Raw genomic sequence first — 25,876 nt, forward strand, 5'->3', positions numbered from 1 at the left:
GTAACTGGCAACACGTCTGATTTTGGTTCAGAAGAGTCTAGGTTCGAGCCCTAGTCGGGCAACTATAAAGTAAAAGGTCTGAAACAGCTGTTTCAGACCTTTTTTATTTTAACGCTCGGAGGCTTCTCTTATGTCAGGTTAGAATTGTAATACTTCAAGTTTCCAGTCACCTCTTCTCCTAACCACTCTGGCTTCTCAAACGGTTGGTCTGGATCCTCTAACTCTACTTCTGCAATTACCAACCCATCATATTTTCCGTGAAAGATATCCACTTTAATCGTGTGTTCTCCCCACTTTATTGCTCTACGTGTTTTTTCAATCACACCAGGCTCACATATCTTCAACAAATTTAGGGCATCTTCCATACTGATTTCCTGTTTAAACTCGTATCGGGACAAGCCATCTGCAGAGATTTTTCCTTTTACCGAGATATTTGCCTTATCTTTTCTAGTACGAATTCTTACAGTTCTTTCAGGGTTACGACTTAAATACCCCTCTTGGATTGGCGTATCTTCTCCTTCTGGAATTGGGCCATTTACTAAAAATTTTCTTTCTATATCAATCATATTTATTCAGATATGAGGTGTAGAATATTATACATGGAAAAGGTATAATACTTCTCATTATTTTCCCAATAACAATGTCTTATTTACTAAAAGTTTGACAACACTCATTCAATTCGCCCAATTCTCTCTATCCAAACTTCTATATTGTATGGCTTCTGCCAAGTGTTCCGGTAGAATCTTTTCACTCCCTGCCAAGTCTGCAATCGTTCTGGAAACCTTCAGAATACGGTCATAGGCTCTCGCCGATAATCCTAGCTTTTGCATCGCCATCTTCAATAGGTTCTTACCCACCACATCTAACTCACACACCTTTTTCAAAAGCTCTACAGGCATCATTGCATTATTGTGAACCTTTGGATACCCTTCAAAGCGCTTCTCTTGTATCTCTCGGGCCTGTATCACTCGCTTACGGATTTCCTCACTGCTCTCTGTCTGTACCGCTGAGGTCATCTGATCAAAGCTTACAGGAGTGACCTCTACGTGTAGGTCAATACGATCCATTAACGGACCACTAATTTTATTGAGATAGCGCTGTACTACTCCAGGTCCACAAACACAACTTTTCTCAGGGTGATTGTGGTAACCACAAGGACATGGATTCATACTGGATACCAACATAAAATTAGCAGGGTAGTCTACGGTTACCCTTGCCCTTGAAATAGTCACTTTTCGCTCCTCCAAAGGCTGTCGCATCACTTCTAACACCGTACGCTTGAATTCTGGTAACTCATCTAAAAACAAGACCCCATTATGCGCCAAAGAAATTTCTCCAGGCTGAGGGTTGGAACCTCCACCAACCAGCGCAACATCACTAACCGTATGATGAGGGGATCTGAAAGGGCGTTTTGGAACCAATCGAGAATTTTTCCCTAACAAACCGGCTACGGAGTGAATTTTGGTAGTTTCCAAAGCTTCTTGTAAAGTAGGAGGGGGGAGTATGGAGGGGATTCGTTTAGCCAGCATCGTTTTACCAGCACCTGGAGGGCCTATCATCACCACATTATGTCCTCCTGCTGCTGCAATCTCCAAAGCTCTCTTGATATTTTCCTGTCCTTGTACCTCTGCAAAATCTTCCTCAAAGTCATTCAGCGCATCAAAAAAGTATTCCCTAGTGTCATAATGAACCGGTTCTATATGCTTTCTGCCCTCTATAAAATCAATCGCTTCCATTAAAGATTCCACTCCTATAACGTCCAGGTTGTTCACTATAGCAGCCTCTTCTGCATTTTGTTTCGGAAGGATAAAACCTTTAAAGCCTCTTTTTCTTGTCTCTATGGCTATTGGTAGTACTCCTTTGATAGGACGTAACTTTCCATCCAAAGACAATTCCCCCAAGATCACATAATCAGCCAACTTATCAGGATTTAACTGTCCTGAAGCCCCCAATAAGGTTAATGTAATTGGTAGGTCAAAAGCACTTCCTTCTTTTCTCACATCACCTGGAGCCAGGTTCACGACCACTTTTTTTCTTGGAAAGTAATATCCGTAATGTTTAATCGCCGACTCTATTCTATGAATACTTTCTTTGATGGCACTATCTGGCAACCCTACCATAAAGAAATTAAAACCATTATCCAGTACGTTAGCTTCTACAGAAATTAAAGAAGCATCGACTCCCTGTACCGTACTACCGTGTGTTGTAACTATCATAATAATATATCTTAAATATGAATCCGGTTTATTCGTTCCATCATGATGGAATCAAATAAAGATGGCCGACTATAAGTGAATATAATCGGCCCGGTGTCAATAAATCTTAATGTATCGTAAGTAATTACTCTTCTTCTTCTGTTACTTCTTCACTGCTTTCTCCCTCTTCAGCGGCTTCCGCCTCTTGTTTTTCTTTTTCCTTTTGCTCTCTCTCTAAGCGGATTTGTTCTGCAACTTCTGGGTTTGCCTTTAAATAAGCTCTCCATTTAAGTGCCTTATCCACTCTTGTGGCTGCCTCAGTAGCAATCGTCATGGATGAGTCTAGTTCTACTGCCTGGGTATAAAATATTTTAGCCTTTTCATAGCGTTTGTACCAATACTCATTTGTAAAACCTAGCTGATAATAAGCTTCTGCCAAATCAGGCTGCTGCTCCAGTATCTGCTCGTAATACGTCACTGCTATGTCCGGTTTCCTTTGCTTACGGTAATACCCCGCCACCTTACTCACAATTTCCCAAGATGTACTATCTACTGACAGTGCCTGTTTATACCAATGCATGGCACTATCTAACTTATTTCGTGTTTCCAATGCTTGTCCAACCTGAGCAAAAAGCGCTGCATTAGGAGAACAATCATTAATTGCCCACTTCGCATACTGTAAAGCCTTATTTGTCTCATTATAGCTTAAGTAAAGACTTATCAGATCCACATATACTTCCGGGTTATCACTCCTTTTTTGTATACTCTGTTTCATATAGGACACAGCCTTACTCGTATCCCCTTGTGCCTGATAGACATCTGCTACTGTCGCCAAGATCTCTGGATCATCCGGAATCACAACCAATGCCTGCTTCAAGTATTCAATTGCCTTGCTGTACTTCTCCTGTTTCAAATAACACGCTCCAATTAAACTGAACAAATGAGGTTCCTTAAACCCCAAATCAAAAGCACGTTCTGCCGAAAGTAATGCCTGCTCAATAGACTGCTCCAAGTAGAATACCTTTGCTTGTTGTGCATAATAAGCCGCGCTGCTACTATCTAATTCTAAAGCTTTTCCGATATCCATTAAAGCCTTTTCTGGATCTCCTAACTGCTCGTAAAGCTTAGATCTCAGATAATAATAATGTGCATTATCTTCCTCGTCATCAATCAAATCCGACATAAAGTCAATCTGTCGACCATAAAACTCCTCCGTCTGCTCCTTGAGTGTAATCAAGGCATCCATCTGCTGCTGCTCTTTTTGACAGCCTATCAAAAAAATGCACCCCAATAAGGTGTAAATGATATATTTCATATTTATTTATTTTCTGACTTTCGCCCTTGTAGTTCAAACAACTGATCTCTCAAACGAGCTGCCTCTATAAAATCCAAGTCCTTGGCTGCTTTCTCCATTTGTCGCTTTGTCTCCTTGATTAGCTGATCCAAATCCTTATTCGTATCATAAATCAATTCACTTTCTGACAACTGTAATTTTTCTTCTGCCACTGCTTCCTCCGGTTTTGCAGTTCTATGATCTGCTACCCTCGTTTGTCCTTTAATCGCTTCTGTTGACTTCTTCACCGTTGTTGGTGTAATCCCATGTTCCTTATTGAAGTCCATCTGTATCTTCCTTCTTCGGTTCGTCTCATCGATGGCCTTTTGCATGGACTTTGTCATCTTGTCGGCATACATGATCACCCTTCCTTCAGAATTTCGGGCAGCACGTCCAATTGTCTGTATCAAAGAACGTTCATTTCTCAAAAACCCTTCCTTATCAGCATCCATAATCGCTACCAAAGACACTTCCGGTAAGTCTAGTCCCTCTCTCAGCAAGTTGACCCCCACCAATACATCAAACTCTCCTAAACGCAGTTCTCTTAAGATTTCTACTCTTTCCAAAGATTTAATTTCAGAGTGAATATAACGCGTCTTAACACCAATACGGGTCATATATTTTGTCAACTCCTCAGCCATTCTCTTCGTCAAGGTCGTGACCAGCACTCTAAAACCTTCATCAATCGTCTTATTGATTTCATTCAATAAATCATCAATCTGATTGATACTTGGACGTACTTCCACCTGAGGATCTAATAGACCTGTTGGACGAATCACTTGCTCTACTACAGCTCCTTCGGTTTTCATCAACTCATAATCCCCTGGTGTTGCACTCACATAAATAGACTGATTCAATAACCCTTCCAATTCATTAAATGTCAACGGACGGTTATCCAAAGCAGAAGGCAAACGGAAGCCATTATCTACTAAGGACACCTTTCTGGAGCGATCTCCTCCCCACATCGCCCTGATCTGTGGCAAGGTGACATGACTCTCATCTACCACAAATAAAAAGTCATCAGGAAAGTAATCTAATAGGCAGAAAGGTCTTTCTCCCGGCTTTCTTCGATCAAAGTATCGTGAATAGTTCTCTACTCCGGAACAGTACCCCATTTCACGCATCATCTCCAGGTCATACTCTGTACGCTCCTTGATACGCTTAGCTTCTGCAAAACGTCCTTCTTTTTCAAAAAACTTGATTTGAGCAACCAAATCGTCTTGTATATCGTGAATGGACTGATTTACAGTTTCCTGACCTGTCACGAAAAGATTGGCCGGAAATATCGTGATCCCCGATTCTGAAGAAATTCGCTTTCCAGTTTCTGGATCAATACGATGAATATCCTCAACTTCATCTCCCCAAAAATAAATCCTATAAGCAAAATCAGCATAGGCCGGAAATACATCCACTGTATCTCCTTTTACCCTAAAATTTCCTCTTTTAAACTCTGCCTCTGTTCGGCTATAAAGAATATTGACTAGTTGAAATAACAACTGATTCCGCTGCACACGATCTCCTTGTTTCAGGGTAATGACATTTTCCCCAAACTCTTCTGGGTTACCTATACCATATATACAAGATACCGAAGCCACCACAATGACATCCCTTCTACCTGAAAGAAGCGCAGAGGTAGCCGCCAATCGAAGCTTTTCGATTTCCTCATTAATCGCCAGATCTTTTTCAATAAAGGTATCTGTGGTGGCGATATAAGCCTCCGGCTGATAATAGTCATAGTAAGATATGAAGTACTCTACCGCATTATCCGGAAAGAACTGTTTAAACTCTCCATAGAGTTGAGCTGCCAACGTTTTATTATGGCTTAAGATCAACGTTGGGCGCTGTACTTGCTCAATAACATTGGCAACCGTAAACGTTTTACCAGAGCCTGTCACTCCCAAAAGTACCTGCGCTTCTTCTCCGTCTACTATATTTTTAGATAATTCCTTTATCGCCGCAGGCTGGTCACCCATAGGACGGAACTCTGAGTTTATCTTAAAATCCATATTATCTCTTCAAATATTTAATATGCCTTAGAACATGTTTGGAATCCAGATTTTGAGGAGAAAACTTCTATAAATTGGATCAGAAATTCCTGACTTGAGCCTAATAGTGGTTCTATTGGATGAAAAATCAGGACTTTCTCAGACAAAACTAGAAGAGTTTTGTACCAAAAGATGTGGTTCCAAACATGTTCTTATCTCTCTTATCAAAGGTAGGAAGTAAAAAGTAAAAAATATAGGGAGTACCGAAGATGCTCAATCACAAAGCGCATCGTTACAGCCCCCCAAATTACTGAATAAAATTCATTAGCTTTGCAAGAAAAAAACAATGCAAAAAAACATACTGATCGCAGGCGCTATTCTTGGACTCCTGGGCGTAGCCATCGGAGCATTTGGTGCTCATGGATTAAAAGGAATGTTGGCAGAAAATGGCCGATTAGAAACTTTTGAAACCGCTGTCAAATATCAATTTTATCATGCTCTAGCACTTTTACTCATTGGTCTATTTATGTTTCATATGAATGATCCACTACTTCATTGGGCAGGTATATTGATGGGAGTGGGAACCTTAATTTTCTCCGGAAGTCTTTATATTCTTTGCTTAAGTAATGTCGGATGGTGGGGTGCTATTACTCCTATTGGAGGAACCGCTATGATTGCTGGTTGGGGATGCGCCATTTATGCGTTTATGAAACTATAGTATTTGTTCATGATGTTTAGTTGAGCTTCGCTCGTTCATATTGTTTAGTTGTGTAATCTATTATATGGTGTCTTGACTCCATAACAAGTAGCGTAAGCTACTTCCAATAATTAATTCAACTAACATACTCCGTGTAGCGGTATGAACAAACGAAGCTCATCGAAACAATATGAACAAAGCCTCTTTACTGCTCTTTTTGATTAATAAACTGCAAATCCCACGCTAACCTTCTGGAAATAAATCCTGTCGTTACCTTCACTTCTAACACCTGGCCTATTCTTCTCAGTTCTGTATCGAACCAAGTATTAAGATGAGGAGCATAGATTTCTCCTACCCAGACATCTCCTTGTTTAGAAAAGCCTCTCAGAATTTTCACCCCCAAAGCATCATCCTCAGGGTCTTGCGTCTTAACTACCTTTCCTTGAAAGGTTTCTCCTTCCTGATAAATCTGTATATGTGATTGTTCTTTCCGTGTTACCCACACGCCTTCGATAGACTCTTGTGCTTTAACCATAAGGCTACACAAGAGTAATGAGGTTATTAGTAGTAGCTTGTTCATTTTTAATTGGGTTATTTTTAAAGTAAAAGGTAGTAGATATAAGGTGAAAAATTTTGTCAAATTTCCCCTCAAATGACGTTGGGCGACCACATACAGCCTGCCTTTTACAGGCGAGGACGACCACATGGGGTCGCCCCTACCTTTTTAATAACTATGTTCATCCAACTTGGTCTTTCCTCGAAATACCCAATAGATAGATATGGTATAAGAAAGAACAAAAGGTATCCCCACCAAGGCCAGGTAGAACATGATTTTCAATGTCTTCTGTGATGAGGCTGCATTATATATATCAAGGCTATATGCTGGCTCCAAACTAGAAACCATCATATTTGGAAAAATACCTAAGGCAAAAAGCGTAATAAAGGCCGCTATCGACAGGCAAGAGGATAAGAAAGCCCATCCATAATTTTTAAGCTTAAGAGAGCGATGGATATTCAGTACTGCCAGGAAGTTAAGAATGGCTACTGTCCATGCCCATATAGAAATTAGTACCTCATTATTTTCTACCAAAGGGTGCTTTTCACCAACACCTTCAAAATAACCAAAAGAAAAATTAGCAACCATCTCCGGACGTATCATCAAGGTTATTGCTGTCGTGATCGCATAAAAAATCACAAATGTCCAATAAGCTTTAAAAGCCCATTTTTCAACCTGTTTTTGTAACTCGCCCTCCGTCTTCACTAATAGGTAATTGGCACCATGCATCGTAAACATAACTACTGTGAATAACCCCGTACATATAGCATAAGGGTTAAGTTGCTCCAATAAGGTACCGGCATACTCCATATCGGAACCAATCTTCATTCCTATAATCACGTTCCCAATAGCCACTCCAAAAAGAAAAGAAGCTAGAATGGATCCTATAGAAAATAACTTATCCCAAGTATTTCTCCACAGCTCTCCAGGCTCTTTGGAACGAAACTCCATAGCTACAGCCCGAAATATCAACGCTGCCAACAATAAGTAAAAGGGCAAATAAAATGCTGAGAATGCAGTGGCATACACATGAGGAAATGCGGCAAACAAGGCCCCTCCAGCAGTGATTAACCATACTTCATTGCCATCCCATACAGGACCAATAGAATTCATTACAATCCGTCGGTTATGATCTCCTTTGGATAAAAGATGCAAGGCACCCACTCCCAGATCAAAGCCATCCAGGATCGCATATCCCACTAAAAGAATTCCTACCAATAAATACCAAATAACATTATAGTCCATAACTTAATTGGGGCTTTTAAGAGCTTGTTTGAAATATATTTTCAGAGAGAAAATTGCTCTATCTAAATCAGTATTTGAAACAAGCCCTAAATGAATCTATTCGTCTTTTTCTTTATTATCCAGGCCACTCAACTTCTCTGCTCGCTTGAGATAACCACTTTCAAAGTATGTCTCATCTGTATCATCTGGTCCATGCTTAATCTCCTTATTAAGAATATAAAGCCAAGTGAAGAACAGAAAGACATATAAAACGAAGAATAATAAGATAGAGGTAAACACTTCTCCTCCGGTCACGGACTTAGAAATAGCATCACTAGTTCTCAGCATCCCATAAACGATCCAAGGCTGTCGGCCTACCTCTGCTGATATCCATCCTGTCTGATTGGCGATCACAGGTAACACCACGGACCAGGCAAATACTTTGAGCATTATATCGTTAGAAAACAGTTGCTTTTTAAAATTGAGAAAGGCACCTAAAAGCAAGAGTCCTATTAATAACATTCCAATCCCCACCATAATATGATAGGTCTGAAAAACCAGCCCTATTTGACCGGGCCAGTCCTCTTTAGGAAAAGCCTTTAACCCCTGTACCTCTTGATCAAAAGAAAAACCTATCAGAAAGCTCAACATACCTGGAACCTGAATACCATACGTCTGTTCAGACTCTGGATCCGTATACCCTACTACATATAGGGGGGCTTCTTTAGTCGTTTCATACAAGCCCTCAAACGCGGCAAGTTTTACAGGCTGATACTCCGCAACGACATTGGCTTGCTCATGTCCCAAAATGGGCTGAATCAATGCTGCAAACAACGCCACATATAAACCTATTTTAAATGATCGCTTGGCCACAGACTTGTGTCTCTTTTTCAGTAAGAAGTAGGCCGAAACACTAATCACCAAAAAACTCCCTTGTAACCAAGCGCCTACAATGGTATGAGCAAAGCGTATTCCTGAAGAAGGATTAAATACCATCCCCCAAAAATCCGTAATCACTGCTCTAGCCTGATCCCCTGTTCCAACAATTTCATAAGCTGCAGGTGTTTGCATCCAGGAATTTGCTACTACAATCCAGAATCCTGACATCATAGAGCCTAAGGCAACCATTACCGTCGCCAGAAAATGTATCCTAGGAGATACTCGATTCCACCCAAAAAGCAATATGGCTAAGAAACCTGACTCCAAAAAGAAGGCAAAGATTCCTTCGGCTGCCAAAGGTGATCCAAAAATGTCTCCCACATAGCGGGAGTATGTAGCCCAGTTGGTCCCGAACTCAAACTCCATTACAATTCCTGTAGCTACGCCAATTGAAAAGTTGGCCGCAAAGATCTTGGTCCAGAACTTGGTCATCACTTCATAAACAACATTACCTGTCTTCAGGTAAAGCCCTTCCATGATCACCATAATCAGCCCTAACCCAATACTAAAAGGGGGAAATATATAATGGAAGATGATCGTAAACGCAAACTGAATTCGTGCAAGTATTTCGACATCCATAATTGTTAAGGGTTCTTTTGGGTATATGTCTTGATAAGTGCTACAAGCAATATTACTCCTCCAATCACCTTTAAGCCCTTACGAATCTGTAAGCTCAGGTCTTCAGGGAAAAAAAGGGGTAAAACACGACTTATCAACATGTAAATCAGCAATGCTCCAATTACGATTAAGAACTGCTTTTGTACTTTTGTCAAGGGTTATTCTATTTGATTATAAGCCGAATACAAATTATTGAGTTTTCAAATATTTACTATTTAAAACCCTAATTAGATTGAATAGTTTCCAAGAATAAACAAAAAAGCCCCCCTAATGATTAAGTTCAATCATTAGGGGGGCTGGCTTTATATTATTTATAAAAATTTACTTTCCTAGTAAATGATAAAACTCCAAAAAGGCCGTAATAAAAGGAACTGCTAAAAGTAATCCATCAAAACGATCCAGAAACCCTCCATGCCCTGGAATACTTCTTCCTGAGTCCTTAATAGCAATACTTCGCTTAAATAAGGATTCTACCAAGTCTCCATATGTTCCGGAAATCACAATAATCAGGGCAAATACGATCCATACCCACACCGGTAATACATCAAAATAATAAGATAATCCTAAGCCTACGAGTATCGCTAATAATGTTCCTCCGATACTACCTTCCCATGTCTTTTTAGGAGACACTCGTTCAAATAATTTATGTTTGCCTAAGGTCTTTCCTGAGAAATAAGCCCCTGTATCACTAGCCCACAAGATACAGAACAACCCTAAAGGAACTTCAAACTGATAAGTCTCATGTGGAAAACTCGCTACATTCAATAAAGAGAAAGGCAAAGCCACATACATAATACCCATAAAGGTCAAGGCGATATTGACAAAAGGCTTTTTGTCTTCTTTATTATAGAGCTTTACCAGGTAAACCAAGGCAATCCCTACAAAAAGTAAGTACATATAACGATTACTCAACTGTCCTTTCTGAATAAAAAAAGAACCTATAAACATCATGGCCCCCAAAAAGGTTCCATACGTTTTCAACGGTAAATTGCCCCCTAATCCTAACAGGCGATAAAACTCTTGTATGGAAAAGATCAGGATCAATAAAAAAACTAAAAAGTAAGTCCATTCACTGTATTGTATTCCCATTACAATAACCAATCCTCCCAATATTCCTGATATAATCCTCTGAACCAACTCAGAGGGCTTCTTGACGTTTGCCATGTGTTTATTATTAATAATGCTGTTCCAACTCTACCGTTCGGAAATACCGAAGTACAGTCATCATCACAAAAAATTTATTCTACGGTTGGCACTTTTTGCTCCGGTACTCCGGCAGTACTTACCCTATAAAAACTATATAATGCACCTATAAAAAGAGGTGTACTTATTAGTATAAACCAAAAGGAAGGTGCTTGCACTGATAACATCTCTTCTTCCAGGTTTGTCTCAAAAAACTGTTGGCCAACATAAGCCGACACTAATGTATAGGCGTTATTCACAAAATGAGCAAACATAGGAACGTATAAGTTCCCAGACCACCAATAAAGGTATCCAAACAATGCCCCTAACAACATACGAGGAAGGAAGCCATAAAATTGCATATGAATCGCAGAAAAAACAATGGCACTGATCCAAATCGCCATATGCGCATTGCCCCATTGCTTCAGAAACATATTTTGTAATATCCCCCTAAATACAAACTCCTCCAATATCCCTGCCAATACAGCAACGACAAGTAACCCCAAAATAAACTGGTATATACTCTGAAAGCCAAGTAAAAACAGGGTTGTCTCTGCCAAACGGACTTCCATATCTTTCATGTACAGCTCCAGTTCTTTGAAGGCCTCCGGTAAAGCCATCTGCTGATTCAAGTATACAAACCAGCCAATTGTAGGTATTGCTAATAAAATAATCCCTCCTCCGGCCAAAATTAATCGATTATTGGTCATTGGCTTGAGGTGGAACAACTGCATTGGACTTTCTCCTTTTGTGAATTTCCAGAAATACCAAGGTCCCGCTCCAAAAAGGCAAAAACTCGATACCCCCTGAATCAAAAGCAAAGGTGTACGGTATGACTCATCTCCTGTCATATTCGCAGTCATCGCAAAGATGGCGTCCAGATCAAATCCAAAGTAAGGTAGTACAATGATAATACTTAAAAACTGACCGATGAGGTACCCTCCCAGCATAAATAAAATAAGAAGTACCACCCTAATAAAAAGACTTTGAGAGGGCTTTGCTGTATTTTTATGATCCATATTGTATTTTTGTCCTGATTTGATCTGCTATCCAAAATAACATGTTGGTGTTTATTAACATCCTTCGTGAGTAAATAGCTCAGCAAAATAGTTATATACCTGTATGATTAAAAGTACATCCTTTGTAAAAATAATCATACGATCAATAAGAATATAAAATTATTCATAAGAAAAATTATATCTCGTGGTAAAGATAGGAAATTTAGAGTTAGGAGACTTTCCATTATTGCTAGCCCCTATGGAAGATGTCAGCGATCCTCCATTTCGTGCCGTTTGTAAGGAAAATGGTGCTGACATGATGTATACGGAGTTCATCTCGGCCGAAGGACTTATTCGAGATGCTGCCAAAAGTGTACAAAAATTGGATATCTACGACTACGAACGTCCTATCGGTATACAAATCTTTGGCGATAAAATCGAGTCAATGAGAGAGGCTGCAGCCATTGCTGAAGAAGCCCAGCCCGAGGTGATTGATATCAATTATGGTTGTCCTGTAAAAAAAGTAGCCTGCAAAGGTGCCGGAGCAGGTATCCTTCTGGACTTACCTAAAATGCAAAAGATGACAGAGGAGATTGTCAAGCAAGTCAACCTTCCTGTTACAGTAAAAACACGATTAGGTTGGGACCACAACAATATTAAGATCTTAGAAGTCGCGCAACGTCTTCAAGATGTAGGGGTGCAAGCCTTGAGTATTCACGGACGTACCCGCCAGCAAATGTATAAAGGAGAGGCCGACTGGAATCCTATTGCTGATGTGAAAAATCACCCAGATATTCATATTCCTATCTTTGGTAACGGAGATATTGACTCTCCTCAAAAAGCCTTGGAGTACAAAGAAAAGTATGGGGTAGATGGTATTATGATCGGAAGGGCTGCTATTGGATATCCTTGGATATTCCGTGAGATCAAACATTATATGAATACAGGCGAGCTATTACCTCCTCCTACCTTGGAAGAAAGAGTAAATACTTGCTTGAAGCACCTGAAATTCTCCGTAGAATGGAAAGGTGACCGTCAGGGTATTCTGGAAATGCGTCGTCATTACACACAATACTTCAAAGGTATCCCACATTTCAAACCTTACCGTACTCAGTTGGTGGAATCTTTGGACTTTGACGAAATCGTTCGTGTCCTTCATCAGGTACAAGAAGAGCTGCAAACGGTATAAAAGTGGGTGAAGAAAAATTAACCGACAGTTGAGGTGGCCTGCGCCACCTCAACTGTCGGTTAATTAATTTAGTCATGGCTTTTCTTGCTTAATATAGGCAATGATTTCCTCCAGCTGATCTGGGTGAAACCACTTAGTCTCCTCATCTCTTTTAAACCACGTGAGCTGTTTTTTCGCATAACGCCTACTGTTTCTCTTCAATAAGCGTATCGCTTCTTCCCAATCGTATAGCCCATCCCAGTGATCAAAAATTTCCTTGTAGCCTACGGTTTGAAGGGCATTTTTATCTTTCCACTGCTTTACAGAAGCGACTTCCTCTACCAATCCCTGTTCCAGCATAATATCCATACGGCGATTGATACGGTCATATAATTCTTCACGATCCCTTTCCAAACCTATCTTCAATATTTTAAAGGGACGTTGTTTTTTATTGGCTGTTCTAAAAGATGAAAACGGCTTTCCTGTCATTCGAATAACCTCTATAGCACGCATTACTCGTTGAGTATTCGCTCGATCTACCTGTTCATAATACTGAAGATCTTTTTCTTGAAGCTCTTGTAGTAGATATTCTAACCCTTTCTCCTTGACATCTAAGATTACTTGCTCTCTTATTGCCAAATCTGCCTCAGGCAAATCATCCATGCCTTCACATACAGCTTTCACATACATTCCTGAGCCTCCAGAAAGAATGGCTATCTCCTTTCTTTTAAAAATATCATCCTGCAATAAACTTATGACATCTCGCTCATATTGCCCAGCACTATATTCCTCCTCAATGGACAAGCAATCTACAAAATGATGAGGGACGTCTCTCATCTCTTCAGGAGTAGGCTTAGCCGTTCCTATCGATAGCTCCTTAAAAAACTGTCGGGAATCTGCATAAAGCACCTCTGTATCAAAGGATTCAGCTACTTTTACACACAAATCTGTTTTACCTACCGCAGTTGGTCCTACAATCACCACCAATAATTTGTCAAAGGTCATCTCGAAAAAGCGATTAATTACACCTGATAATTCTACTGAATCTATTAATTTTGCAACCTACAACAAAGGAACACTAGTGCTCTTTTGTACTCTCCATGCTTATTCATCATAGGTTGAATGCTTCAAAGGTAAGCAATCCCAACCGTATAAAGATATACTTCATGTTTGTTGAACCAAGATTTAGTAATACGGCTTCTACCCACGCTGGGTGGATAGAAGTGGTTTGTGGCTCCATGTTCTCTGGTAAAACAGAGGAATTAATCCGCAGAGTTACCCGAGCAGTCATCGCCAAGCAACGCGTTCGCATCTTTAAACCTCATATCGATGTACGCTATGATGCTAACGATGTGGTATCACATAATAAAAATACAGTGGAATCCATCCCCATACGCCACTCTAAAGAAATTCTGGAAAAAAGTGAGGGCTACGATGTTATCGCCATTGATGAGGCACAGTTTTTTGATCAGGATATTGTTGAAGTATGTTGTAAACTAGCCGATCAAGGTATAAGAGTCGTAGTTTGTGGCCTAGATATGGACTATAAAGGACAACCTTTCCATCCTATGCCTGCCCTAATGAGTATTGCTGAATATGTCACCAAACTACATGCGGTCTGTATGCGATGCGGAGAGCCTGCACAATTCTCCTTCCGCACCCATGAAAGCCACTCACAAGTAGAGCTAGGAGAGAGTGATAAGTACGAAGCCCTATGTCGAAAATGCTATAACTTAGCCAATGAGAAATAAAATGTGTAAGGGTGTGATAAATCACGCCCTTACACATTTACCTTTTATATTACATACCATTTATCCTATTCCACTCTTATCAAAACAATAATCCAATTAGATTAAGCATTAGAACATAAAACCCATAGTAACGCTCGTTCACAAACGGCATGTATACTATTAACCCTTTTCGTTTTTAACTATCTATATGCTTGGCAGATCTATTCAGTTCTTATCACACCTTTTCGAAACCTATCTGAACCTAAAAACCATACAGGGACGCATTGTCTTGATGGGTATTCTTTTTGTGTGCTCTCTATCGGTCTTTTCAGGTATGGTATTACTACAAAACCGATATATCCGTAGCACAGGAAGTAAGGTAGTGAATATAAGCAACCCACTGCATGCCAAAATAAGTCAGATACAAGAAAGTATAGAACGATCTTCTGCCGTTCTGAGAGGGTATTTCCTTAGTGATAATAATACCTTAAAAGAAGAAAGAGGTATTATCTGGGACCTAGAAATATCTCCTGCACTCAAAAAAATTGAGGAAATCGCCAAAGAGTTATCCCCTGAAGAAAAACGTAGTATTGATGCTTTAGGGCTGCGTCTTCGAGAATTACGCTACCTACAAGGGGAGTTAGAGCTCTACTATGAACAGCATCGTAGCAATGTCCATTGGTTAAAGAATAATACACCCGACTCTATCAAGGCTATCCAGGAGATTTTATTAAGTGAGCAAGAAGTTCGTTTACATCTGGAAAATGAAATTATCCATACCTTACGCCCCTTAAAAGTTGAAATCAAGAATATGCTTGCTCCTTTGAGCACGGCACAAAGCGCCTCTTTTTCCGAAGATGTTGCCATTATTGATCAAGGTATTTCTCAAGCCAATAACATCCTGTTACTTATCACTGGAATTTTTGGGGGAATGACCCTTTTCATTACTATCTTATCACTAAAAAATATCCAAAGATCCATTGCAGTACCTATTCAGCAGCTCGATACCTTAGCCCAAGGTGTAATTAATGATGAAAAGGTACATTGCAATAATGAGTTACAAACCATCGTACAGGCTGGTCATACCCTAAAAGAAAATATTCAAAAAGCGATCACCTTTGCCACCGCTGTTGGTAAACGACAATTTGATACTCCTTTCGAACCATCGAGTCCACACGATATGTTGGGCAACGCATTAATAGAGATGAGAGAGCTCTTAAAAGAAGCTGCTATAGAAGAAGAAAAAAGAAGCTGGAGTGATCGTGGACTGGCACACTTTACGGAAGTCTTGAGAACCTCTCAGGAAGACCTTTCGGTCTTGTGCCAAAATATGATCAATGAACTAGTACGATTTCTTAATGGCATCCAAGGGGGGATTTATCTTTACACCAAAGATGGACAAGAAGAATACCTTAAATTATGGGCTTCTTGCGGATACTCAAAAGCAAATAAAAATCGGGAAGTGATACATCTGGATGGACATTTTGCTGAGGGCCTTATTGGGCAAGTCTACCTTACGGGAGAAACTACTTATCTGGATGAACTTCCAAAAGACTACAGCCCTATTCGTTCAGGGTTGGGGGAGTCTACTCCAAAATCACTTCTAATCATTCCCATGAAAGTAGGGGAGACTTGTAAAGGAATTATAGAGATTGCTAGTACATTTTCCTTATCTCAGCATGAAATTAATTTTGTACAAAGACTCGGTAATTCTCTCATCCACACCTTACAAGGGATACAGAATGCCGAAAAAAATAAAATCTTGCTTGAGGAATCACTAAAAAGTAGAAAATTACTCGCCACACAAGAAGAGATTACTCGAAAACACGTAGAAAAACTATCCAAAACCCAAGAAGAAACACGTCAAAGACAGGAAGAACTAGAATCTCTCCAAAAAGACCTTGAAAAAGAAGTGCGTAAACGTACCCAAGAACTGGAAAATACACTACAACGCTTTCATTTGGCAACCAAGGGAACTTCAGAAGGTTTATGGGAGTGTATTTTACCTATAGGGATAGAAATCAACGAGATGACTGTATTTTGGTGGTCAGAGCAATTTAAACGACTTCTAGGGTACGAAAACAATCAGCTAGAACACGAATTGGGTAGTTTTCTAGAATGCCTTCTTCCTAATGAGCGTCCCTTGTTCACCAAAGAATTAAATGCTTTTATTCGGCAAAAAGACCCTTCTAAACAATTTACCAAGGAAATATACCTTCACCATAAACAAGGACATATGCAATGGTTCCGATTTATAGGAGCTATTTCCATATTAGAAGATAAGAAAATACAATTTGCCGGATTGATCAAGGACCTTTATGCTGAAAAATCGTTACAAGCAAACCAAGATATTCTAGCAAACAGAGAAGCTCAGTTACAGTCCTTATTGAATAACTCCTCAGATCGGATGATGATGTTAAATAAAGAATTTAAAATCATCATGATGAACAATGCCCAAAAAGATGCCTTCAAAAAACAAGGACTGAAAATAAGAGAACGTAAATCTGTTTTGTGGGAAACTATTCCAGAGCATGAACACGATAGCTACAAAACAATCGTAGAGGACACCTTTATGGGGATTCCACACGCCAAAAATATTACTTTAGGCAAAGGGAATAGTATTCAACACTTTATTGTACAATTCGCACCGGTATATGATCGAGTCAACAGTATTATAGGTCTTTCTATTACTAGTAGAGACGTTACGCCTTACAAACAAAGTCAGTTACAAGCAGAGAAAGCCTTGCAAAAATTACAAACCGTATTAGATAACTATGATGCTGAAGTATACATTAAAGATACTACAGGAAAATATTTGATGGCAGACCAAACATTCTGTGACCGTATTAATAAGCAACAATTTGAAGTCATTGGCAAAACCGATATAGATCTTTTCCCCGAGTATCTTGTGAAAATCATTTGGGAAAGCGACCAAAAAGTCATTCAACAAAAGAAAGCCATGACCACACAGTATATCTCAAAAAGTGGTCAACTGTATGAATTCACAAAGTTTCCTCTGTTTGGCGAGCACGGACGTGTGGAAAGTGTTTGCTCCTTTGGAAGGCAACTTGAGCAAGACACTACGATGAAATATCCTCTTTCCTCCAGCCAAACATGCATACCGGGCATCATTATAGAACGAAAAAGACAATCGCCTGATATTCTAAAAATCAAAGGAGGACAACTAGACTTGTCTGACAGCCTACACACTGATGAGCAATGTCTACAAATTCCATTAGAGCAATATAAGCTCTATCAAGAAGCCCTTAAAACTATTGACAAAGCATTCCAACAGAAAGGAAATTACACCGTTAAATATCAACTTCCCAATAAGACACATACCCCTAGATTATACATGGAGCAAGGTATCATCATAGAACAAGAAGACGGTAGCCTATCAGCAAGTGCCTACCTTACCGATATTACAGCCTTACGCCCATCCTCTCACCATCATAATAATTAATCGTAACTCATAGAGTTATGGCAGTTATCAGAAACTCATAGTATATTTGCGAAAACAAAACACGAAATCATTCAAACAATGAAAAAAGCTATAATACATACCGAGAAAGGTGCTATGACAGTAGAGTTCTACGAAAAAGATGCTCCTAGAACTGTACAGAACTTTATCAACCTATCAAAACAAGGGTTCTATGACGGTCTTACATTCCACCGTGTCATCCCTAATTTCGTAATACAAGGAGGTTGCCCTGACGGAACAGGTGCAGGAGGCCCAGGATACAGCATCGACTGTGAATTGGACGGAGATAACCAATTCCATGATAGAGGAGTACTATCGATGGCGCACGCTGGTAGAAATACTGGAGGCTCTCAGTTTTTTATCTGTCATAGCCGTGACAACACTGCACATTTAGACAGAAACCATACTTGTTTCGGTAAAGTGATCGAGAACGTTGACGTTGTTGACGATATTCGTCAAGGAGACAAGATTGAGAAGATTGAGATTATCGAAGAGTAAAAAATAAAGGGTGTCTGTAAGAGACACCCTTTATTTTTTATCACTGTTATTGGAGCTCAGCTCCTATTAACTATCTACAGACTTTCCTAGAATAGCCTCTGCTTCTTTAGCTAATCGCTTTTGTACCCTTCCTGCAATCATAATACTCATCTCATAAAGCAATAGTACTGGCATAGCGATCAAAACTTGTGTAACCACATCTGGAGGAGTTATCACTGCGGAAATAAGCAAGATCACCACAATAGCATGCTTGCGGTACGTACGCATATCCTCTGCTCCAACCAACCCCGCTCTAGCCACGAAATAAGTAACAATAGGTAACTGAAACATCACACCTCCTGATAGTACAATCATGATCAATGTAGAGACATAAGAAGTCAAGTCAATGGTATTGGCAATACTCGCTGACACCTGATAAGTTGTCAAGAAATTAACTGCCAAAGGCGATACAATATAATACCCAAAAGTGACCCCTAAACCAAAAAGAAGAGAAACAAAAAATGTTGCTCCTGAGGTTGCTCTTTGCTCATTATGATATAGTCCCGGCTTCACAAATCGCCAAATCTCCCAAAATGTATAAGGGAAGGCAAAAATTAACCCAATCACAAAAGAAGAGGCAATATGCATAGAAAACTGACCAATCATCTTACGGTTTATGATCTCCACCTGAAGATCTTTGATACATAAGGCATCAGATCCTAGCCAAGAGGACAGTTCACACAGCTTTTGATAAGTAATAAACTCCGATCTGGATGGAGCCAAAATGATTTGATCAAACACAAAATCATTAAAAATAAATGCCACTGTCGCAAAAACCAAGATAGACGCAAGGCTGCGAATCAAGTGCCACCTCAATACCTCAAGGTGATCTAAAAATGACATTTCGTTTGTAGTATTCGTTGACATGCCCTTTATCGATTATCAGCGGATTTAAACCTCCGCCTCTTTAAAATTCATCGTTACTATTTGTGTTATTCCAATGATTAATAGCACTTTATAAAATAACCCCAAAATATCCGCAAAGGTCGGTATTTTTTCTTTCACCCGCTATAGTTTTTAATTTTTAATTATAGGACAGTACTTAGAATTAGTTTGGATAATCGCATATTGAAAGCGATAAACAACATAAAATAATGTCATTCACTAATAACAATCTCCAATTATTTTCCAGATATAATTGGAGATATAAGTAAAATTCAAAATTTTTACTTTTTAAAGTATTTAAGCTAGCCACTAATCCAATTGAAAAATAGACGCTGTTTTTGCCATGCTCAAACTGTTATTTAACATATTTCTTCTTTGCCTATTGACAATGAGTGTCTCTCAGGGTCAACAAGCAAAAAAGATCAAAAAAACCAGAACGACCCCTTTTGTAGTAGTCATTGATCCAGGACATGGAGGGAAAGACACTGGACAAGAAAGAGGAGCAAAAGGCAGGATGCACGAAAAAGACCTCAATTTAGTCATCTCTAAGTATATTGGTGTTTACTTACAAAAGAACATCAATGATGTAAAGGTACTCTATACTCGTGAAGATGACTCTACTGTTTCCTTGGATGAGCGTGTTGATTTTGCTAACCAACAAGATGCCGACTTATTTCTTAGTGTCCACTGCAACTCCTTACCCATGGACCACTACAAAGGCACCGAAATTCATATACAAATCAAGGAAGGAGATTCTTTTAAGCTTGCAAAACTTCTGAACTCAGAGTTAAAAGATAGGGCTAGACGTCCGAATCGAGGTATTCGTTCCGTACAGGAAAGAGGCTATAATCTACAAGTGCTTAAGTATACACAAATGCCTGCCGTATTAGTAGAATGTGGCTTTATGACCAACCAACAGGAAGAAAAATACCTCAACAGTAAGTTTGGACAAGAAATCGTTGCCTCAGCTATTTATCGGGCTACCAAGGAATTTATTCTATCCACTCCTAGTGTAGAGAAAACGAAAACAGAAAGTGTCTATAAGGTACAATTGGCTTCTTCTAAAGAAAAGCTCGACCTAAACACTGAGCCTTATGTTCATATCAAGGACAAGATAGAACTGTATTATGATGAGAACAACGGCCCCTATAAATACCGCTACCTTATCGGTACCGCTACAGAAATGACTGTTGCCAGAACAATTCTTAAGAAAGCCAAGGAAAGTGGATTTCCTAAGGCTAGTATCGTCGCCATGAATCAGAAAGACCGCAATACGGAACTATCTCCTGATTACACCCATAAACATTGGGCAATACAGGTAATGGCTGGAGCTAATAGAATCAGTCTTCATGATAAAGCTTTCAAAGCTTTACAGTCTGAAGTGGAGGTCATGGAAAAAGAAGGACTTTACAAATACATTGTAGGGCGATCGTACAAAAAGGAGGAAGTAGTCAAACTACTGAAAAAAGTGAAAAAGCAAGAGGGCTTTAAAAAAGCCTTTTTAGTAGAAGTTGATGCGGAAGATATTGTAGCTGTGGAGTAATTGGTTATCGGTTATCGGTTATCGGTTATCGGTTATCGGTTATCGGTTATCGGTTATCGGTTATGAAAATTATTTTAACCCTAAGTGACATACAATACCCTACCGATATTTTTTCAACCTCTTTTAAACGATAAGCAATAACCAATAAACCTTCTTTAAGCGATCACCGATAAACCTCTTACTGTATCGCTTTTTTGACTACTTCTGTATCAATGTCCTTATAAGATAATACTGGTAGCTGCCCATTATAGTCTTTGGCAAAGCTCTCCGCATCTTCCTTTGTTTTAAAGGCAACAAATCCTTTTCCCATAGGACCTACCTTATCACTTCCCCACACAAAGAAGGCCTTTTTCCCATCTATTTTCTCCAAAGTATAGTAATCCGTTACAGATACTTCTGTTGGATTAGATAACTCTTCCATCTGATGTATCGTCATCATCAGACATTTATTGCTACAAAACTTATGTTCTTTGCTATTCTCATCGACCAAGGAAGAACTCCATTGCTTATAAGACGAAGTGGGCATCCCACAATGCGCACAGTTGTCAGAGACTGTCGCCTCTGCTTCTTCCTGTTGGTGCTGATGTTTCTTATCTGAAGATTGACATCCCAAAAATGTCAATGAGATAAATAGTAGAGAATATATCCATTTCATTACTGATTCATTTTAATGTTATATAAAATGGCTTTGATTTGTTGTGCATCCACAAAGCCAACGACCTTACGAATAACTTTTCCTTCCGGAGTGATCAAATAATTAGTAGGAGTTGCTCTTATTTTATACTGTCCAAAAGCAACGTCTTTCCCTTCCTTTAACAGAGGAAAGGTAATATCATAGTTATCCTTAAACTCCTGAGGAGCACTCTTTGAGTCCCCTAAATACACAGCTAGAATCTCAAAGTTTTCACCGCCAAACTCACGGTAATACTCTTCCATAAGAGGAAACTCCTTTTTACATACATCACAGTTATCCTTCCAAAAGTTCAATAAAACCAGCTTTCCTTTCTGTTCTTTTAAACTGTAAGGTTTACCATCGAGTCCCGTTAACTCAAAATTAGGGGCCATTTCTCCTTGCTTAGGTGCTTTTTGCTCACCACAAGCGCCCAACAATAGGGTCATCACAACAGGAAAAAACCAACGGATAGATTGCATTCTCAATTTCATGATTCTCTTCACATTAACTCTGGTTTTATTCGCCTATTCATAGCGATAAAGAAAATATAACTATTCCCACAAATATACGTTAACTTTGGGGGAAAAGTAATGTTATTCTGATTGTTAGAAATGAAGTTATTCTTAAAACGCCTATTCAAAATCACTGGAGTCGCCCTCCTTGTCCTCATCATCCTAGGTTTCTTATTGGTTGACTTTATTGACCGCACACCACTGAAACAGCTCACTGCTTATCAGGAAACTATGCAATCACTTGAAGACAGTACTTATACTGTTCTACAGGGTGATAATCCCATAAAAGCTGGTTGGGCAGCAGTCAACATTACTCCAAATTATCCAGCTCCTTTGGCAGGGTATGGAATTCGAAAAGAGTTTAGTGAAGTGAATGATTCACTATTTGTACGTGCCGTTGTCTTTGAAAAAGACAAAAAGGTCTATGCCATGGTTTCTTATGACTTAATGGTGGTTCCTAAAGTGGCCATAGAAAAAATTACAGGTAAACTTCCTTTCTTAGCTCCTCATCACCTTTATCTATCAGCGACGCATACACATAGTGGTTATGGTGGTTGGGAGGGAACTTTTCTTGGACAAGTCATTACAGGCTTTGCTAATGAAACTACCATTGAAATGCTTTCCAAGGCTACTCAAACTGCCTTAGAAAAAGCCTATGCCAGTCGAAAAGCAATTTCCATGGAATACGGAACGATTACCGCTCCTCAATATGTGAATAACCGCCTTTCCAAAGGTAAAAAAGACGATGGTTTACGCTTTGTCAGGCTCCGTCCAGCTCAGGGACCTTCAGCGATTATAACAACCTACGCAGCCCACCCTACGAATATTAATAAAAAGCTTCAGATTCTTAGCGGAGACTACCCCGGTATACTAATGGCCCAGCTAGAATCATCCCCATCCATTGATTTTGCACTATTTGCTGCCGGAATGGTAGGAAGTCATTCACCCAATTACAACATTGGTGGAAAGGATATTCCAAGGGCTAAAAAAATAGGAGAGGGCCTCGCTAACCTCCTGATAGAACAAATGGACTCCGTTGCTATTCCTTCTAAAAGTTCAGGAATTGGAATGATACATTTTCCTGTTCACGTACATGAAGCCCAATTTCGCATAGATCAGGATTTACGTATTCGCCACACTGTATTCAATTTATTAACGGGAGGACTTACTCCTAAAGTCTCTGCATTTCAGGTAGGTGACTTATTCTTTATGGGAATGCCGTGTGACTTTTCCGGTGAAATTTATCTAGATCATAGCATAGAAAAAATAGCCCAAGATAAAGGACTATTCCCTATTGTAACCTCCTTTAATGGGGAATATATAGGTTACATTATACCGGACAAATACTACGACACCGTCAAGAAACATGAAACCCGGGAAATGAACTGGTTTGGCCCATATCAAGAAGAGTATTTTGTCTCTATTATGGAGAAAATTCTCTCAAAATGGCCTTCTACTCAATAAAATACAATCAAATTCTATGAGGTGTTTTGTAATTTCAACACATTCACTTATTATTGCACAATAACGACACTAGTTAGGTAATTCACTCCCCGATAATAGTTGTGGATCAACACGACAAATTAGATACCCATCAAGACTTCCTGTTATTGGGCAACACTTTTTATACCTGTCTACATTATACGTGAAGAAAATTACCTGAATAATCACTTTTCTTTAGAATTCAACAAAGCAAATCAAAAAGATTCAATCGGCTATCAATGCCGCGATCACATCACTATGTATACAATTGAAGAACTGGAAATCCGATTGCTTTCAGAACTGAAAACAATTGCGAAGGAACTGGGCGTAAAAAGCTATAGTGGACTATCAAAGAAAGAGCTTATTTACAAGATTCTAGATCAACAAGCCATTAATCCTGATAGAAAAACGGAATCCAAACAAGAAACTAGTGACAGTACTGTCACTTTATCGAAGCGAGATACTGCGAAGAGCGATTCCAAAGGAAGCCCAAGAGTCAAGCGAGAAAACGTCGCTAAGGCCACAGAAGAACAAAAGCCTAAGGCTACGACGAGTACTCCAAAAGAACCGCAACCTAAAGCACAACCCCAGCAGCCTAAGAAACCCAGAAAGGAAAGAGAGCAACGTCCAAGACGTGAAGGCATTTCTTCCTCAGACAAACCTAAAAAGGATAATACTCAGGAGCGCCGAGGAAACAGAGGAAACGCTCAAGAAAATCGAAGAGAGAAAGATAAGGATGCTGGCTCTGTAAGAGATTTTGATGGAATCATTACCAACGAAGGGGTATTGGAAATCATGCAAGATGGCTATGGTTTCTTAAGATCTGCAGACTATAACTACCTTGCCAGCCCTGACGATATTTACGTGTCTCCTTCTCAAATCAAACTATTTGGTTTAAAAACTGGAGATACAATCAAAGGACAAATTCGTCCACCTAAAGAAGGTGAAAAGTACTTTGCCTTATTAAGGGTAGAAAGTGTTAATGGAAAAACGACAGAAGAAATTCGTGATCGTGTTCCATTTGAATACCTTACACCTCTTTTCCCTGAGGAACAACTTCACCTCAGCACTCGTCCAAATACATATTCTACAAGAATTCTTGACCTTTTTGCTCCAATTGGTAAAGGACAAAGGGGAATGATTGTAGCCCAGCCTAAAACAGGTAAAACCTGGTTATTGAAAGAGGTTGCTAACGCAATCGCCAAAAACCACCCTGAATGTTACCTAATCGTACTTCTAATCGATGAAAGACCGGAAGAGGTAACAGACATGCAGCGTAGTGTCAATGGTGAAGTTATCGCCTCTACCTTTGACGAGCAAGCAGACCGCCATGTAAAAGTTTCTTCCATCGTATTGGAAAAAGCAAAGAGAATGGTAGAATGTGGACATGATGTTGTCATTCTAATGGACTCTATCACCCGTCTAGCAAGAGCCTATAATACAGTCGTACCTTCTTCAGGTAAAATCCTTTCTGGTGGTGTAGATGCTAATGCACTTCACAAGCCTAAACGCTTCTTTGGTGCTGCCAGAAATGTAGAAAATGGAGGTTCTCTTACCATTATTGCTACTGCCTTGATTGATACCGGCTCCAAGATGGATGAGGTGATCTTTGAAGAGTTCAAGGGTACTGGTAACATGGAATTGCAATTGGATAGAAAACTGGCTAACAAACGTATTTACCCTGCCATCGACATTACGGCATCAGGTACACGTAAAGAAGATCAGCTTCTTGACAAAGATACGTTATCAAGAATTTGGATCATGCGCCGCATGATGGCCGATATGAACTCTAACGAGGCTATGGACTATCTATTAAAGGCCATGAATGGAACCAAAAACAACGAAGAGTTTTTACTATCCATGAATGGATAATATAATAAGTACCAACTAGCAGTCTTTGGGCTGATAGGAGGTATACAGATATAGCAAACCACTCTCAATCTGCGGATTGGGAGTGGTTTCTTTTTTGTTCATGATGTTTAATTGCACTTTGTGCGTTCATGATGTTTAGTTGTTTTTATAAATGAACAAGTTTAAAATAACTAAGAGCTTGTTTGGAATACGTCTTCAGATAGAAAATTCCTCTAATCACTGTTCAAATCGACTCAAATTTTCAATAAATAGAACCACTATTCTTC

General features: G+C 39.5%; 22 protein-coding genes. 8 read left to right on the forward strand and 14 right to left on the reverse strand.

What is annotated here, in order from left to right; all coding sequences use genetic code 11:
- Positions 1-128: 128 nt before the first annotated feature.
- The 4 genes from ABD985_RS20590 to uvrB all read right to left on the reverse strand — a co-directional run bounded on the left by ABD985_RS20590 (position 129) and on the right by uvrB (position 5,534).
- Positions 129-566, reverse strand: coding sequence for a CYTH domain-containing protein (locus ABD985_RS20590; RefSeq protein ID WP_345375125.1), 438 nt, complete (start codon positions 564-566; stop codon positions 129-131).
- Between the two features lie 108 nt (positions 567-674).
- Complete coding sequence (locus ABD985_RS20595) at positions 675-2,216, reverse strand: YifB family Mg chelatase-like AAA ATPase (RefSeq protein ID WP_345375127.1); 1,542 nt, start codon at positions 2,214-2,216, stop codon at positions 675-677.
- A 124-nt stretch (positions 2,217-2,340) separates the two neighbouring features.
- On the reverse strand, positions 2,341-3,510 hold the full coding sequence (locus tag ABD985_RS20600; RefSeq protein WP_345375129.1) for a tetratricopeptide repeat protein: 1,170 nt from the start codon (positions 3,508-3,510) through the stop codon (positions 2,341-2,343).
- Between the two features lie 2 nt (positions 3,511-3,512).
- Positions 3,513-5,534, reverse strand: coding sequence for an excinuclease ABC subunit UvrB (gene uvrB, locus ABD985_RS20605; protein WP_345375131.1), 2,022 nt, complete (start codon positions 5,532-5,534; stop codon positions 3,513-3,515).
- 325 nt (positions 5,535-5,859) lie between these two features.
- On the opposite strand from uvrB, the gene ABD985_RS20610 reads away from it, so the two are divergent.
- A complete protein-coding gene (locus ABD985_RS20610; protein WP_345375133.1) occupies positions 5,860-6,231 on the forward strand; it encodes a DUF423 domain-containing protein in 372 nt (123 codons plus the stop codon).
- A 184-nt stretch (positions 6,232-6,415) separates the two neighbouring features.
- On the opposite strand, the gene ABD985_RS20615 is transcribed toward ABD985_RS20610, so the two are convergent.
- The 6 genes from ABD985_RS20615 to ABD985_RS20640 all read right to left on the reverse strand — a co-directional run bounded on the left by ABD985_RS20615 (position 6,416) and on the right by ABD985_RS20640 (position 11,748).
- Positions 6,416-6,790 carry a DUF2147 domain-containing protein gene (locus ABD985_RS20615; protein ID WP_345375135.1) on the reverse strand — a complete coding sequence of 125 codons (375 nt, stop codon included), beginning with the start codon at positions 6,788-6,790 and terminating at the stop codon, positions 6,416-6,418.
- Between the two features lie 144 nt (positions 6,791-6,934).
- Complete coding sequence (gene cydB, locus ABD985_RS20620; protein WP_345375137.1) at positions 6,935-8,011, reverse strand: cytochrome d ubiquinol oxidase subunit II; 1,077 nt, start codon at positions 8,009-8,011, stop codon at positions 6,935-6,937.
- Positions 8,012-8,107: 96 nt separating this feature from the next.
- Complete coding sequence (locus ABD985_RS20625) at positions 8,108-9,508, reverse strand: cytochrome ubiquinol oxidase subunit I (protein ID WP_345375139.1); 1,401 nt, start codon at positions 9,506-9,508, stop codon at positions 8,108-8,110.
- Between the two features lie 5 nt (positions 9,509-9,513).
- Positions 9,514-9,702 carry a hypothetical protein gene (locus tag ABD985_RS20630; RefSeq protein ID WP_345375141.1) on the reverse strand — a complete coding sequence of 63 codons (189 nt, stop codon included), beginning with the start codon at positions 9,700-9,702 and terminating at the stop codon, positions 9,514-9,516.
- Between the two features lie 166 nt (positions 9,703-9,868).
- Positions 9,869-10,711: a phosphatidate cytidylyltransferase gene (locus ABD985_RS20635; protein ID WP_345375143.1), complete on the reverse strand. Its 843-nt coding sequence runs from the start codon at positions 10,709-10,711 to the stop codon at positions 9,869-9,871.
- A 74-nt stretch (positions 10,712-10,785) separates the two neighbouring features.
- On the reverse strand, positions 10,786-11,748 hold the full coding sequence (locus ABD985_RS20640) for a CPBP family intramembrane glutamic endopeptidase (RefSeq protein WP_345375145.1): 963 nt from the start codon (positions 11,746-11,748) through the stop codon (positions 10,786-10,788).
- Between the two features lie 184 nt (positions 11,749-11,932).
- Between ABD985_RS20640 and dusB the strand changes: the two genes are divergently transcribed.
- A complete protein-coding gene (gene dusB / locus ABD985_RS20645) occupies positions 11,933-12,916 on the forward strand; it encodes a tRNA dihydrouridine synthase DusB (RefSeq protein WP_345375147.1) in 984 nt (327 codons plus the stop codon).
- Between the two features lie 72 nt (positions 12,917-12,988).
- Here the strand turns inward: dusB and miaA are convergent, their stop codons facing one another.
- The gene (miaA, locus tag ABD985_RS20650; protein WP_345375149.1) at positions 12,989-13,900 is read right to left on the reverse strand and encodes a tRNA (adenosine(37)-N6)-dimethylallyltransferase MiaA; all 912 of its coding nucleotides are present in this window, start codon (positions 13,898-13,900) and stop codon (positions 12,989-12,991) included.
- Between the two features lie 161 nt (positions 13,901-14,061).
- Here miaA and ABD985_RS20655 point away from each other — a divergent pair, with 161 nt between their 5' ends.
- The 3 genes from ABD985_RS20655 (at position 14,062) to ABD985_RS20665 (ending at position 18,604) form a co-directional block, all read left to right on the forward strand.
- Entirely contained in the window at positions 14,062-14,646 is a 585-nt protein-coding gene (locus ABD985_RS20655) for a thymidine kinase (RefSeq protein WP_345375151.1), read from the forward strand.
- A 187-nt stretch (positions 14,647-14,833) separates the two neighbouring features.
- On the forward strand, positions 14,834-18,088 hold the full coding sequence (locus ABD985_RS20660; protein ID WP_345375153.1) for a PAS domain-containing protein: 3,255 nt from the start codon (positions 14,834-14,836) through the stop codon (positions 18,086-18,088).
- 78 nt (positions 18,089-18,166) lie between these two features.
- Positions 18,167-18,604 carry a peptidylprolyl isomerase gene (locus ABD985_RS20665; RefSeq protein ID WP_345375155.1) on the forward strand — a complete coding sequence of 146 codons (438 nt, stop codon included), beginning with the start codon at positions 18,167-18,169 and terminating at the stop codon, positions 18,602-18,604.
- Positions 18,605-18,670: 66 nt separating this feature from the next.
- On the opposite strand, the gene tatC is transcribed toward ABD985_RS20665, so the two are convergent.
- Positions 18,671-19,486: a twin-arginine translocase subunit TatC gene (gene tatC / locus ABD985_RS20670; RefSeq protein ID WP_345375157.1), complete on the reverse strand. Its 816-nt coding sequence runs from the start codon at positions 19,484-19,486 to the stop codon at positions 18,671-18,673.
- Between the two features lie 430 nt (positions 19,487-19,916).
- On the opposite strand from tatC, the gene ABD985_RS20675 reads away from it, so the two are divergent.
- Entirely contained in the window at positions 19,917-21,071 is a 1,155-nt protein-coding gene (locus tag ABD985_RS20675; protein ID WP_345375159.1) for an N-acetylmuramoyl-L-alanine amidase family protein, read from the forward strand.
- A gap of 178 nt (positions 21,072-21,249) precedes the next feature.
- Here ABD985_RS20675 and ABD985_RS20680 read toward each other — a convergent pair whose 3' ends face one another.
- Together ABD985_RS20680 and ABD985_RS20685 are read right to left on the reverse strand one after the other, a co-directional pair.
- Positions 21,250-21,726, reverse strand: a complete 477-nt coding sequence (locus tag ABD985_RS20680; RefSeq protein WP_345375162.1) for a nitrous oxide reductase accessory protein NosL — start codon at positions 21,724-21,726, stop codon at positions 21,250-21,252.
- Positions 21,726-22,247, reverse strand: coding sequence for a peroxiredoxin family protein (locus ABD985_RS20685; RefSeq protein ID WP_345375164.1), 522 nt, complete (start codon positions 22,245-22,247; stop codon positions 21,726-21,728). Before ABD985_RS20685 ends, ABD985_RS20680 begins: the two co-directional genes overlap by 1 nt.
- Positions 22,248-22,355: 108 nt before the next feature.
- Between ABD985_RS20685 and ABD985_RS20690 the strand changes: the two genes are divergently transcribed.
- Entirely contained in the window at positions 22,356-23,720 is a 1,365-nt protein-coding gene (locus ABD985_RS20690) for a neutral/alkaline non-lysosomal ceramidase N-terminal domain-containing protein (RefSeq protein WP_345375166.1), read from the forward strand.
- 276 nt (positions 23,721-23,996) lie between these two features.
- Positions 23,997-25,610, forward strand: coding sequence for a transcription termination factor Rho (rho, locus tag ABD985_RS20695; protein WP_345375168.1), 1,614 nt, complete (start codon positions 23,997-23,999; stop codon positions 25,608-25,610).
- Positions 25,611-25,876: the final 266 nt, after the last annotated feature.

The organism is Algivirga pacifica, assembly GCF_039543525.1.
Lineage (GTDB): Bacteria > Bacteroidota > Bacteroidia > Cytophagales > Flammeovirgaceae > Algivirga > Algivirga pacifica.